This is a genomic window from Microcoleus sp. F10-B2 (genome assembly GCF_036704965.1).
GTDB lineage: Bacteria > Cyanobacteriota > Cyanobacteriia > Cyanobacteriales > Microcoleaceae > Microcoleus.
The window spans coordinates 12,204-25,179 of the sequence record NZ_JAUBTB010000052.1; the positions used below are offsets into that span (position 1 = coordinate 12,204).

General features: G+C 46.4%; 12 protein-coding genes. 5 read left to right on the forward strand and 7 right to left on the reverse strand.

The features are described 5' to 3' along the window. Positions 1-148 precede the first annotated feature (148 nt). The 3 genes from QUA99_RS20055 to QUA99_RS20065 form a co-directional block, all read right to left on the reverse strand. Positions 149-841 (reverse strand): hypothetical protein, encoded by a 693-nt coding sequence (locus QUA99_RS20055; protein ID WP_333236158.1) that lies wholly within the window; start codon positions 839-841, stop codon positions 149-151. Positions 842-1,660: 819 nt separating this feature from the next. Next, positions 1,661-2,446 carry a PP2C family serine/threonine-protein phosphatase gene (locus QUA99_RS20060; RefSeq protein WP_333236159.1) on the reverse strand — a complete coding sequence of 262 codons (786 nt, stop codon included), beginning with the start codon at positions 2,444-2,446 and terminating at the stop codon, positions 1,661-1,663. Between the two features lie 182 nt (positions 2,447-2,628). Further along, a complete protein-coding gene (locus QUA99_RS20065; RefSeq protein WP_333236160.1) occupies positions 2,629-3,291 on the reverse strand; it encodes a VWA domain-containing protein in 663 nt (220 codons plus the stop codon). Positions 3,292-3,535: 244 nt separating this feature from the next. Between QUA99_RS20065 and QUA99_RS20070 the strand changes: the two genes are divergently transcribed. Further along, positions 3,536-4,138 (forward strand): Uma2 family endonuclease, encoded by a 603-nt coding sequence (locus QUA99_RS20070; RefSeq protein WP_333236161.1) that lies wholly within the window; start codon positions 3,536-3,538, stop codon positions 4,136-4,138. Between the two features lie 56 nt (positions 4,139-4,194). Next, the gene (locus QUA99_RS20075) at positions 4,195-4,434 is read left to right on the forward strand and encodes a DUF6737 family protein (protein WP_333236162.1); all 240 of its coding nucleotides are present in this window, start codon (positions 4,195-4,197) and stop codon (positions 4,432-4,434) included. Between the two features lie 50 nt (positions 4,435-4,484). On the opposite strand, the gene carB is transcribed toward QUA99_RS20075, so the two are convergent. The 4 genes from carB to QUA99_RS20095 form a co-directional block, all read right to left on the reverse strand. Further along, positions 4,485-7,796, reverse strand: a complete 3,312-nt coding sequence (gene carB, locus QUA99_RS20080; protein ID WP_333236164.1) for a carbamoyl-phosphate synthase large subunit — start codon at positions 7,794-7,796, stop codon at positions 4,485-4,487. 590 nt (positions 7,797-8,386) lie between these two features. Further along, positions 8,387-9,226: a glycosyltransferase gene (locus QUA99_RS20085; RefSeq protein ID WP_333236165.1), complete on the reverse strand. Its 840-nt coding sequence runs from the start codon at positions 9,224-9,226 to the stop codon at positions 8,387-8,389. A 311-nt stretch (positions 9,227-9,537) separates the two neighbouring features. Next, positions 9,538-9,780, reverse strand: a complete 243-nt coding sequence (locus QUA99_RS20090) for a hypothetical protein (RefSeq protein WP_333236166.1) — start codon at positions 9,778-9,780, stop codon at positions 9,538-9,540. 91 nt (positions 9,781-9,871) lie between these two features. Further along, the gene (locus tag QUA99_RS20095; RefSeq protein ID WP_333236167.1) at positions 9,872-10,000 is read right to left on the reverse strand and encodes a hypothetical protein; all 129 of its coding nucleotides are present in this window, start codon (positions 9,998-10,000) and stop codon (positions 9,872-9,874) included. 443 nt (positions 10,001-10,443) lie between these two features. On the opposite strand from QUA99_RS20095, the gene QUA99_RS20100 reads away from it, so the two are divergent. From QUA99_RS20100 to QUA99_RS20110, 3 genes are all read left to right on the forward strand, one after another. Beyond that, positions 10,444-10,701 (forward strand): hypothetical protein, encoded by a 258-nt coding sequence (locus QUA99_RS20100; protein ID WP_172192361.1) that lies wholly within the window; start codon positions 10,444-10,446, stop codon positions 10,699-10,701. Beyond that, the gene (locus QUA99_RS20105; RefSeq protein WP_333236168.1) at positions 10,694-11,917 is read left to right on the forward strand and encodes a murein transglycosylase A; all 1,224 of its coding nucleotides are present in this window, start codon (positions 10,694-10,696) and stop codon (positions 11,915-11,917) included. The genes QUA99_RS20100 and QUA99_RS20105 overlap by 8 nt, the downstream gene beginning before the upstream one ends. A 151-nt stretch (positions 11,918-12,068) precedes the next feature. Beyond that, a complete protein-coding gene (locus tag QUA99_RS20110; protein WP_333236169.1) occupies positions 12,069-12,773 on the forward strand; it encodes a tetratricopeptide repeat protein in 705 nt (234 codons plus the stop codon). Positions 12,774-12,976: the final 203 nt, after the last annotated feature.

A 12,976-nucleotide genomic window follows, 5' to 3' on the forward strand; every position in this document is an offset into this window, starting at 1 on the left:
CTTCGCGTAGCCTTCATCTTTTCCGGAAGCGGGCTGGGGGTTAGGTTTTTGGCATTGTCGAGAATTGTGCAATATGTGAGTTAGTCAAAATTTCTTTTTCACCCAGTTTTTAGCAGTCGAAATATTCTCAGCAGCAGACCTGGTTGATTTACGGGAATTTCAGGTAACGACCTGCGGGCAAATTATCGCTATTATATAATGCAATGTTAACTAGCTGGTTCAGGAAATTTGCATCGTTTCTATCATAACTTAAAAATAATCCTCTGTCAATCCCCCAATCTTGAAGAGTTTGTTGCCAATTCTGATATTTTTGTTGAGAAAACTCATCCGAAAGAGTAGTGACTTGAATGCAGAGCGGCTGCTGTTGGCGGTTGCTAACGATCGAATCGGTTGCCATAGAAAGATCTGCAACATAGCGATACAAAACAGTTCCTTGGCGTTCGACAATCCGAGCTGCGATCGCGCGAATCACTATATCATCACCAGGATCGAATTTGCCTGCTTTCAGTTTTTGTTTCCAGATAAAAAATTTGCGATCGTTTTCGCTCAGCCATTTAGGAAATAGATAGCTGTACCAATACCTTTCCCCGGGCGTCATTAACTCAAAAGCGGCTTTTTTTTCTATTTCCGAAGGTAGAGATTGAATGGCCAGCCAAACCTGAGAATCTCGGATAAGCTGCAGCAAAAAAGCCATCACAAATTTTTTAGCCGTTAGCGAACCGGGTTTAACATCTTTCACCCAGCGATTGATTTCATCCAATCTTCTCGCCAAACTCGGATCTATTGGATCTGCTGCGCTAATTAGGGAGTTGAGCTTATCCTTAATCTCTTGTGCTTGCAAACGACGACCTACTGTACAAACTAAAGCAGAATTGTTGACACCTCGATTTTATTATAGAACCGCGCCAAATTTTCACCGCTCGCGAGACAGCGCTAACAATTTTTGTGGGGTAGGTATCCTGACAGCGCTTGACTTGATTTTTAGGAGATGTCTATTTAATAGTTGCTGCCGATTACCGCAGGCGCAGGTTAAATAAAACCAAATAAACAGCAATCACCTGCCCCATTAAAAATCCGATGAGAGTACCCATAACTAGAGCTGTTACCTGCGTCCCCATAGGAGCGATTAATCTGACAATCAAGAATGATGGTACACAAACGATAAGAATTAGCGCATAAATCGCTCGCATCATCAAGGACTCGCGTCCTTTAAGTAATTCTCAATGGTTAGCAAAAATGAGTTGCACCTCTCTTGTGTTTACTTGCTTGAAAGCCTCACCCACAGTTACTTTATTTCCTGTCAAACGTCGGTGAGTGTAGACAATTAGGGCCTTCGACGATAAACTACCCGCCCAGATCCAGTAGGTCATATATAAAGCAACCCCTAGTGGATCTAATTTGCTAAAAACATTGACCACTAGCATTATTAAGCCGGAAGAACTAATAATTAATACGGGAACGTATAGAGAACCTATAGTAGCAAATGTTTCTCGCACCAAGCTTCGGGCAATAACTCGTTGAGATGTCATAATTTTTTTTGCAGCTATTTACGTGAATCTGAAATTATTAGATGGCAAAAATCAAAAAATGGATATTTTTACCGCCGACAAACCCAGATAAACGCGGATACATATTCCTTTTCGCAAGAAGATGTCGGTTCTCAATTTTCCTGTACCTGCCGATCGGAAACAGTTGCTAACAATAATGTTAAGTCATCATCGGTGCGTTCGGAAACGCGGGGCGATCGCAAAAATGACTCTAACTGCTGTTTCGCATCTTCCTCTTCTTTCCACTCGCCAGAAAACCGAAACAAAGGCGCAAAAAACGGCCCGTGCGGCGTGCCTTCCGGGATTTTGAGCGCTAGCATTTGCAAGCCGTCGGAAAACACGGCCAAGTGCCGCAGTTTTTCCCGCAGTACCTGAAATTGCGCTGTTTCGATCGCATTCGGCGAAATCAAAAAGATAGTTTCGTTGATGTATTCGCCGCAGGGAGGTACAGTCAGGGCGATCGCATTTCCTGCACTATCACCCGCTACCGCCGCACCGTCGCCGATTTGAGCAACTGCGATTAATTCCGGTGTAGCAACAACCGCAATTAAAGTGCAGGCTAAATCTCTCGCAGCCACTTCCCGCACAGCCGCTTCTGCTTCCACCTGCGCCCGCGCAACTTGCAGCGATGCTGTCAAGAATACCTGCCATTCATCGTCATTTTGAGGCAGCCTTTCCTGTTGCTGGCAAATCGTTTCGACAACCGCTTCCACAGCAATTTTCGCCCCAACTTCTGCGAGTGCTGCAGAGCCAGCCCCGTCGGCAACCGCTGCCGCTAAAACACCGTTCGGCAAGAGACGCCAGCAGTGAGCATCTTGACAAGGCTGCGATCTTTTTTCGTGGCTGGTACCTATCACCGATGCCGCTACAACTTGCCAATTAAAGGATGAATTCTGCATTAATAACTCTTTAATTCAAAACTTCGTAAATTCACAACTATGCAAAGTCAGGACGGGTTTATTTATCCCTAATTACAGCACTTTTCTGGGTTCGTAGGTACTAGCCCTTGCAGGGACACGGCACTGCCCTGTCCCTACGGCACTCTTACTCTTACTAATGACTGATCGCCAATGACTAATGACTAAACAGTTCCCCATCCGGGTGGCGGCAGTGCTACTTGTTCGTCAATTTTTGAGTGAGAAACTCTCTGCATACTAGCCGACAGCCAGATGAACATCTCTCTAAAGTCTAATCCTCTCAATTTTACAGGCGTGCGCTCGACAATTTGCGCGAGACGGGCGATATTAGCACCTTCCACTCCGACTGCAAAAAATGCCACGCGCTTGTTAGTTTCTTCCTCTTTAATCCGCTGTGCTGCTATTTCCACAACATCGTCTGATTCGCCTTGAGGTTCGCCGTCGGTAATCATAAATACCCACGGGCGGTAGTAGGTAATGCCGTTGTTGCGGTATTCGGATTTGCGGGCAGCAATGGTATCTAATGCTAGCTGAATGCCTGCGCCCATGTGGGTTTGTCCTTGAGCTGTCAGCAGCGGCGTCTCGAACTGGTCGGCGGTTACGAAGTCTTGCACGACTTTGATATGATTGTCAAATGAAATAATCGCGACTTCTACTCGTTTTTTAGCTAGTTCGTCTTTAATTAGGTCAGCCCTAAAGGTTTCTAGCCCCTCATTCAAGGCATCTATAGGTGCGCCTTGCATGGAGCCGGAGGTGTCCAGCAGGAGGACGCAGGGACAGCGCGGCTCTGGGTTTTCGGCAAATTCTACGGCTTCGTCTAGTCTCATGGTTCGGGGTTGACCTGGGAGTGGCTCGATTTCTAGGTTTGTTACTTTACTGTATCAAGTCAGTAACAAATTTTAGTGCAAATTGCTAGGGCGATCGCATTTTACCATTTACGTGAATCGATTTTTGATTTTTGATTGTATATTTTAGATTTGAGAATTGGATGTCTGCCGTCAAAAAAACAAATTTCTTCCTGCCTGTGGTAATATAGACTAATAGTATTACTGCCAAATAAGGATAAATCTTATGATTGCAACAGTCACACAGAAATTAACCTTTGACCAATTCCTTGTAGAATGTCCAGAAGATGGACGCTATGAACTGGTAAATGGAGAAATTGTAGAGATGAATGCCACAAGAAATCATGATGATGTTGCTAATTTCATATTATTTGGCTTCAATGATGAAATCCGGCGACTGAATTTGAATTACGTAGTCAACACTACAGCCGTTATCAGAACTGTAAGTAAAGCCGGAATCGAACAAGGGCGGAGACCGGATGTCAGCGTAATCGATCGCGATTTGTGGCGCTCGAACCGTTCTGCTTATGCTGCAATGCGGGAACCAATTCAACTGGCAGTGGAAGTAACATCAACAAACTGGGAGGACGATTATACAGACAAATTGGACGAATATCGGCGCCTCGGAGTTCCTGAGTATTGGATTGTCGATTATTTAGCAATTGGCAGCAGGGAATTTCTGGGAAATCCCAAAGTTCCAACTGTATTTGTTCACCTTTTGGATGCAGATGGCAACTATCAAAGAAGCGCGTTTAAAGGCAGCGAACGAATTGTGTCGCGGACTTTTCCAGAATTAACGCTGACAGCAGAACAGGTGATGAATGTTTAACTTCGGTTAATCCAGCTAGCCAGACTATTATCTATAAAAAATCGCTGAAAATAAATATGAAATCTGTTTCTGAAAAAAAAGCTATTAGTCCTTGGAATTACAAACCATGGTGGTGTCAGCCTTGGTCTATTCTTTTGACAGGCACGAGTTTGATTTCGGGTAGTTGGTTTTTGTTTAAAACTGTTTGGATAACTGTTTTAGTCGCGATTCCTTTATTAGCTTGGATGGGTTTTTTCTTGTTAGTTTGGCCGAGGTTGATGCTGTCTAGCGGAGTTTTGGACTCCGATGCAGATTAGGTTTTGGTGGCGCGCACCCTACGTTGCGGGTAAGGTGCGCGGCGTGAACCCTAGGTTTGCGGGTAATAGTCTTGAATTGCTTTTACCTCCATCGGGTTTGATTTGAGCGATCGAATTCCCGCTGCTGTCGCTTTGGCACCGGCTATTGTGGTAATAATCGGGATTTTGTAAGTCAAAGCTGTGCGCCGGATAAAGATGCCGTCGGCCCGGGATTCTTCGCCGGAAGGTGTGGTGATAATTAGTTGAATTTTCTCATTCTTGATCGAATCCAACAAATTCGGCCGCCCTTCGTGCAGTTTCAATTCCAAATCTACCTGTAAACCTTCCTCTCGCAAGACTTTGCGTGTTCCGTGGGTGGCGACTACACTAAAACCCAGTTCCAAGAATTCCTTGACAACCGGTACAACTGCTAGTTTATCGCGATCGCGCATCGAAACGAGCACGGTTCCCGACAGCGGCATCATTTGTCCGGCGCCGAGTTGAGCTTTGGCAAATGCTTTGCCAAAATCGGTGTCAATTCCCATTACTTCGCCAGTCGATCGCATTTCTGGCCCTAACAAGGTATCAGTTCCCGGGAACTTAGCAAAGGGCAATACAGCTTCTTTTACCGAAACATGAGTGGGTACAATCTCTTCAGTAAAACCCAAAGCTTCTAGAGTTTTGCCGGACATGACTCGCGACGCGATTTTTGCTAAGGGAACTCCGATCGCCTTGGACACGAAAGGTACTGTCCGAGAAGCGCGCGGGTTAGCTTCCAAAATGAAAACTTCTTCCCCTTGAACGGCAAATTGAATGTTCATCAACCCGATCACTTTCAGAGATTTTGCTAATTCTACAGTCCAGCGGCGGATTGTTTCTAAAGCGGAGGCCGAAAGCGTTTGGTAAGGGATAGAACAAGCAGAGTCGCCGGAGTGGATTCCCGCTTCCTCGATGTGTTCCATAATACCGCCGATCGTCACATTCCCAGTAGCATCGGCGATCGCATCTACATCCACCTCGATCGCATTCTCCAAAAACTTATCAATTAAAATCGGATGATCGGGTTCTACCAGCACGGCATAGGTCATGTAACGTTCCAATTCCGTATCGGAATAAACAATTTCCATGGCTCGCCCGCCCAACACGTAACTCGGCCGCACCACTACCGGATAACCGATCCGTTGAGCTACTATTAAAGCATCCTCAAAACTGCGAGCCAAACCGTTAGCGGCTTGCTGAATATCCAATTCCCGCAGAATCTTTTCAAATCGCTCCCTGTCTTCAGCAGTATCAATGGAATCCGGCGAAGTTCCCCAGATTTTTGTTTGTACGTCGGGGTGATTTTCCAGCGCTTTTTGTAAAGTAACCGCTAATTTCAGCGGTGTTTGGCCGCCAAACTGAATAATTATTCCCTCTGGATTTTCTGCTTCGATAATGTTGAGAACATCTTCTTTTGTTAGCGGTTCAAAATACAGGCGATCGCTAGTATCATAATCCGTCGAAACCGTCTCGGGGTTCGAGTTGACCATAATTGTCTCAAAGCCGTCTTCTCCTAGGGAATAGGAAGCGTGACAGCAGCAGTAATCAAACTCAATTCCCTGTCCGATCCGGTTCGGCCCGCCACCTAAAATCATCACTTTTCGTTTGGTAGAAGGCAAAACTTCCGACTCCGGCGCCAGAGTGTGGCCCACAGGCGAAATCTTCTTTTCTTCATCGCCCAAGTCCCAAATTGCCGCTCCCGCTTCGTAGGTGGAATAATAATACGGTGTAAACGCTTCAAATTCAGCGGCACAGGTATCGACTGTTTTGTAAATCGGGATTACGCCTAACTGTTTGCGGTAAGCGCGGACTTCATCTTCCGATGTTTTAGTGGCGTAAGCAATTTGGCGATCGCTAAATCCCAACTGCTTTACTTCAAACATTGCCTCTTTTGTCAACTCTTCCAACGGCGTCCGTTTCAAGAACTTCTCAGTTTCCAGCAATTCCTGCATTTTATCCAAAAACCAAGGGTCGATAGCTGTGAACTCAAAGATTTCTTCCACCGACATTCCCATCATCATCGCGTGGCGGACTGTAAAAATGCGATCGGGATTTGGCGTCCGCAATCCGGCGCGAATTTGTTCCAAACTCGGCAACTTTTCGGGTTTGTCGCAGCCGAAACCAGCGCGGCCTGTTTCCAATCCCCGCAGCGCTTTTTGGAAGGATTCGTTGAAGCTGCGCCCGATCGCCATTACCTCCCCAACAGACTTCATTTGCGTTGTCAGAGTCGGTTCGGAACCGGGGAACTTTTCAAAGGCAAATCGGGGAATCTTCGTCACCACGTAGTCAATTGTCGGCTCAAAAGACGCCGGAGTTTTCTTGGTGATATCGTTGGAAATTTCGTCTAGGGTATAACCTACCGCTAATTTTGCGGCCATTTTTGCAATAGGGAAACCAGTTGCTTTCGAGGCCAAGGCGGAGGAACGGGAAACCCGAGGGTTCATTTCAATAACGATGAAATCTCCGTTGACTGGATTGACGGCAAATTGAATGTTGGAACCGCCGGTTTCAACTCCGATTTCGCGGATAATTTTCACCGAAGCATCTCGCAGGCGCTGATATTCTTTGTCTGTGAGAGTTTGAGCCGGGGCGACGGTGATAGAATCGCCAGTGTGGACGCCCATCGGGTCGAGATTTTCGATCGAACAAATAATCACCACATTATCTGCCAAATCCCGCATCACTTCCAGTTCGTACTCTTTCCAACCAATCAAAGATTGTTCGATCAAAATTTGCGATACCGGACTGGCGTCAATCCCGCCTTGTGCCATTTCTTCAAACTCTTCTTGATTGTAAGAAATGCCACCTCCGGTGCCGCCCATTGTAAAAGCAGGACGAATAATTAAGGGATAACTGCCGATTTGGTGACCGATTGCTTTGGCTTCGTCGAGATTGTTGGCAATTCCAGAAGGGCAAACGGCGACTCCAATTCGCGCCATCGCTTCTTTAAATAATAGCCGATCTTCTGCCATTTCAATTGCTGGCAACTTAGCGCCAATCAACTCGACGCTGTACTTTTCCAGAACGCCATTTTTAGCGACGGCAACTGCTAAATTTAGCGCCGTTTGACCGCCCATCGTCGGTAAAATTGCTTGAGGCTTTTCTTTGGCGATGATTTGTTCGAGGATTGCCGGCGTTAGAGGTTCGATGTAAATGCGATCGGCAGTTTCCGGATCGGTCATAATTGTTGCAGGGTTGGAATTCACCAACACTACTTCAAAGCCTTCTTCTCGCAAAGCTTTGCAAGCTTGCGTCCCCGAATAGTCAAACTCGCACGCTTGGCCGATAACAATTGGACCGGAACCAATGAGAAGAATCTTTTTTAAGTCTTGACGACGGGGCATAGGTTCGTAATTGGTAATTGGACAAGATTAACGATAAATTTGACATTTTGCACCAATTTCCACAAGCCGGAGGCTGAAACCTCGCAACTTTCGCAGCTAGGGGAAGCCCTCCCGCGAAGAGTTCGATCGAAAAATGGTGAAAGATATCATCAAGTCCAAACTATTTTAATTGTTGTTGGTAATATCGTGTTGTATAATACAAATCCGCTGCTAAAGTGCTCTCAGCGTTCCCTCGCTGCTGGCTTAACCCCAGTTACAAGGCTTCTGAGTCGATCGCACCGCCTGTTCCCAGATAAATTTTTTTATGGGGAAACAGGCAGAATTGCTGTTCCACCACCACAGGAATTACGCAGAAACCGGGTTTTTTCATCAAAATACTGCGGAAACACGCAAGATGCCTGTTCCACCAAAAATGAATGTGCTTGAGGGGCGGCGGCTGATGTCCGCCGCCCCTCAAGCACAGATTGGGAAATAGGCATCCTGCCTCAAGTTACAGCAGTTGCAAAAAAGAATGCAACTGCACGCTCGCTATCCAAACCCCGACACTCATCACTAACTCCCACTTCTTTAATCTTTAATCTAAAACGGTATTACCTTTGTCTATTTTTCAGGTAGCTCTTAATTTTTGTTGTCGGTTCCATCAGCCACGGCTCCCATCTTTTGTATTTTGCCTTTAACCGAGAAACCCAATCGGAATTATTTTTAATGGGGCGCAATTCGTCCTTAAACGGTGTCTGAGACAACATCTCCAGCCATAATTTATTAGGTTGCGGGCTTTCCCAAGGTTTCGGACTGGATATAAAGTGCATCACTCTAGTTGACATATCATCCGTATCGTGGTTGTTCCATATCTGCTCCAATCGCTTCCACCTTCCGGCTAAAACCGAATTAGATGTCCCCTGGTCGCAATCGCACCAAAGGTTGACCCGAGCGTTTTCAAGCATTTTTTCAGAAAGTTTTTCTTCTTCCCAAAGCTTTAGATTGAAAACTAACAGACCCGCATTGAAATAAGGGTTTTTATCTGCCGGGTTGTTCGGATTTCCCCAGACATTGAGCGCGGCAGCTACGGGCATTCCTTCAAAATCTAAGTTCCACAGTGGCTCTAAACTGCCCAAAACGATCATGTCGCTGTCGAGCCAAATCAGCCTGTCTTTGGCTTTTGTGTATTTCTCCGGTTCCAATCTCGCGTAAGTGAGCTTAGAACCCGACAGGGACAGCAATCCCCCGTAATTCGGTTTAACTTCTTCCCATTCAATCTCGTATTTGCAGCACTTCTGCAACTTTTCCTTTTGCTGTGTATTTATACCTGTTGATACCACAGTAATATTGACAGGCAAATTCGGATCTTCTGTAACATTGAGTTCTATGGATTTCAGCAGCGCTGCTATCCCCAAAATGTAATTTTGATCGCCAATAATGGATAGGTTCATTCCACTCATTGATGAAGGTTTATGTAAAATAACCCTAGCATAATTTTTTCTTAAATCAACCCCGATCGCAAGTTGATAGAACTTGGCAGAAACTCGGTTTCTGCACAAGTCATACAACTTAATTATGCGACGGCTCAAAGTGCCTTCCGCGCGCGCCCGACGTGGATGTAATACCGTTTCCGGTTGTACCAGAATTATGAGGACACGGCGCCGTGCCGTGTCCCTACCGCGATTAATTGTAGGGACACGGCACGGCGCCGTGTCCTCGGTATCATTCCGATGCAAGCGGAAACGATGTAACAGCCAAATTCTCAGGCTTTTGGCTGACGGCGGCGAATGAGTACACTTATAACTTGTCCCGGCTTTGCACCTCGCTGTGGTGGGCTGCAATCCCCGACGGCGGCAAATCCCAGTCGGTACAATGTGTGGATGGTTTCTAACACGGCTGCGCGGGAACCGACAACCGTTATCCGCACGACTTCTTGTTCCGATACTGCTGAAGAGTCATTTGGACGCGCGGATAAGTTATCGTCAGGTACGAATTCCTGTGACATAATATGGTCTCCTGGTTTTTGGTTTTCTAGGAAAACCCAAAAACCCAGCCGCCCCGCACGGTAACACAGAGCAGGGCGGCTACAGAGAATGTTAGAATTCTCCATTAGCCTCCAGACTGGTGTACTCAGTTTGGCGGTTAGCTGTCCATTGCTGTTGGTAGCAGCTTTGGGCAGTGCAACTAGATTTTTGAGTGACGCGGGCTGCTTCCTCTGCAAGCAAAGCAACCTTAATTTCACAGCGTAGCCGCAGATGGGGGCTGCCGTCAATCGATTTTAGATTTTAGATTTTAGATTTTAGATTTTCCTGCAACAACTCTATCGATTTTAGATTTTAGATTTTAGATTGAGATTTTCCTGCAACAACTCTCCGGTTTCTCCCACTCTCCCACTCTCCCCTTCTCCCCCTCTCCCCCTCTCCCCCTCTCCCACTCTCCCCTTCTCCAACTCTCCCCCTCTCCCTCAACCCAACCTACTAGATGAGGGAATGCGCCGAGGAAGAGGTAAAATATGGAATCGTTCCAAAAGCTTAAAATCAAAAAACTAAAATACAGATATGCCTAGAACACAAGTGCGAATATTCCGTGCACCTGCTGCTTGAGGGCAACCACATCAATTTTTGATTTTTGATTTTTGATTGTCCTCCAACAACTCTCCCTATCTCCTATGCCTAGAACACCCAGCGAATATTCCGTACACCTGCTGCTTGAGGGCGGCCACCGCGAAGAAGTGCGTTTCGCAACGCTGCAAGATTTTCAAAAGTGGTACAGCAGTACGCTGGTACCGAAACAAGATTCAAGAGAATTTCTTAACGTCCCGATCAAAAATATTCAAGGCGAATACATGGTAGTTCGACCTACCAGCGTTCTCGCAATTCGCGTAGAACCGATATTTACTTCTAGCGTCGAACGATACGATGAATAAGGAAAATAATCAATTCAGTAGGGAAGATTGGAAATTGAGCAAGATTTTTCGCTATCAGCTATTGGGGATCGCCTGTTGCGTTTTGGCGATCGCTTTTTCGATACCCGCCGTTGCAGCGCGACCGCTGGAACCAATTAGTATAAATCAATTGCAAGCTAGCGAATCGGAGGATCTCGCCTTTGACTCTCAAATTTGGGGCGAAAATGGCAAACCGGGTGATAAAGAATTGCTGTTAAAGTCGATCGACAACAGCCTCCGCTATCTCAATACATCGGCGGCTGCCGCTGCTTACAGTCGCTATCCAGTAGCAGGAGTTACGCGCGATCGAGTTCGGCGTTCCCTCGATCGATTCCGCCAATTAGTTGTGAGTTCCACAACCCCATCACAACTTCAGGAATCTGTCAAGCGCGAATTTGTATTTTACAAATCCACGGGCAAAGATGGCAAAGGAACAGTCGCATTTACAGGTTATTTCGAGCCGACTTACGCAGCTTCTCGCACGCCTAATTCCGAATACCGTTATCCCCTGTACCGGATGCCGCCAAACATGGCATCTTGGCCGAAACCTCACCCGACAAGATTGCAATTAGAAGGCGAAGATGCTTTGCAGGGAAGCAAAGGATTGCTGCGGGGATTGGAATTAGTTTGGTTGCGCGATCGCTTCCAAGCATTTCTCGTTCACGTCCAAGGTTCTGCGAGATTGCAGCTAACAGATGGTAGCGTCATGACAGTCGGTTTTGCAGGCAAAACCAGTCACAGTTATACAGGAGTCGGGCGAGAATTAGTTAAAGACGGAAAGTTTACTTTAGAAGAGTTAAATTTGCCGAAACTAAGGGAATATTTCACTAACTTTCCCGCAGATATGAACAAATATTTGCCGAAAAATGAAAGCTTTGTATTCTTCCGGGATACTAACGGAGTTCCAGCCACAGGAAGCATTGGAGTGCCAGTAACTGCCGAAAGGTCGATCGCCACCGATAAAGCCTTAATGCCCCCCGGCGCACTAGCATTAATTAGTACAAAACTCCCTTATCCGAATGCGGCAGGACAACTCGAACAAAATGCCGTGAATCGGTACGTTTTGGATCAAGATACTGGCGGTGCAATCAAAGGCGCGGGGAGAGTTGACGTATTTATGGGAACGGGTAATTTAGCGGGCGATAGGGCCGGTTATATCAACTCAACAGGAGAACTGTATTATCCGCTTTTAAAGTAGATTAATTCTAGTTCATGTGATTGTTTGCTGTGCGTCGAAATCCCGGACACGGCACTGCCGTGTCCCTACATATATCGCGGGCAATCAATATGTAATCTATTTTTGATAATTGCTATAAAATAGAAAATACCCCACCCTCCCAATCTCACAAATGCTCAACAAAATTTGGCAATTCTTCAAACGACTATTTCAGCGCCTGTTCGGCACCCCAACCCCACCCACCCCGCCGGCAAATACCGCCATCTGCCCAACCTTAACTGACGCGGAATACGAGTCGAAATTCATGGAAATTCTGGAAGGGGTGAATGCCGGCTGGAGTCGAGGGGATGTAGCGGGATTCTTAATCGCAAAACGCCTTAAAGATGGTGAATTGGCTGCTTGGCTGCGACGGTTTGGGCAAAGATTGTTAGAGGGCGAACACGATGGCACCGCATCCGCAGCAGCGGTGCCATCGCTTCAGGAATTGGCGCAGCGGCTGGTATTGTTAGGTAGAATTGGCAGCGGGGAATTGTCAGAGGTTGCGAGGCAAATTGGGCGGGAGATTTTGACACGGTTTCCGCTGCCGGAGGTTGAGGAGGAGGATGCAAAGGGGAGGGTGATTGAGGCGGTGTTTGTTGGGGATGGTTTGGGTTTTTCTGGGGAAGTGAACCGCAGAGGCACAGAGGCTGCGGAGGCAGAATCGGAAGTTAATGTAGATGCTGAGGCGTGGTGCGATCGGGGGAACGAGCAGTATAATTTAGGAAGATTTGAAGAGGCGATCGCATCTTATAACCAGGCAATTGCTCTCAAACCAGACTACCGCGATGCTTTGCACAACCGAGAGGTAGCGCAACGTAAGTTAGGCGAAATTCCATAGGCGAACTCGCTGGTATCCATAATTTTTGCTAGGTATTGCGATCGATATGATACTATTAAGAATTAAGCGCAGTTTTCCTCGCTAATTATTATACACTAAAATAGGAGTGGGAGGAGTTAAATCCTCACTACAAACTTACTTGGTAAAGTGCACAATCCGCACTCTAAAATATGTTTATCCTATGAGGATTAATCCCAAATCTT

Coding starts and splice junctions, on each gene's coding strand:
- carB (WP_333236164.1), bottom strand. CDS start 7,796: ATGCCCCGTCGTCAAGACTTAAAAAAGATTCTTCTCATTGGTTCCGGT.
- QUA99_RS20100 (WP_172192361.1), top strand. CDS start 10,444: ATGCCTAGAACACCCAGCGAATATTCCGTACACCTGCTGCTTGAGGGC.
- QUA99_RS20075 (WP_333236162.1), top strand. CDS start 4,195: ATGAAATCTGTTTCTGAAAAAAAAGCTATTAGTCCTTGGAATTACAAA.
- QUA99_RS20060 (WP_333236159.1), bottom strand. CDS start 2,446: ATGCAGAATTCATCCTTTAATTGGCAAGTTGTAGCGGCATCGGTGATA.
- QUA99_RS20090 (WP_333236166.1), bottom strand. CDS start 9,780: ATGTCACAGGAATTCGTACCTGACGATAACTTATCCGCGCGTCCAAAT.
- QUA99_RS20110 (WP_333236169.1), top strand. CDS start 12,069: ATGCTCAACAAAATTTGGCAATTCTTCAAACGACTATTTCAGCGCCTG.
- QUA99_RS20065 (WP_333236160.1), bottom strand. CDS start 3,291: ATGAGACTAGACGAAGCCGTAGAATTTGCCGAAAACCCAGAGCCGCGC.
- QUA99_RS20105 (WP_333236168.1), top strand. CDS start 10,694: ATGAATAAGGAAAATAATCAATTCAGTAGGGAAGATTGGAAATTGAGC.
- QUA99_RS20070 (WP_333236161.1), top strand. CDS start 3,536: ATGATTGCAACAGTCACACAGAAATTAACCTTTGACCAATTCCTTGTA.
- QUA99_RS20085 (WP_333236165.1), bottom strand. CDS start 9,226: ATGAACCTATCCATTATTGGCGATCAAAATTACATTTTGGGGATAGCA.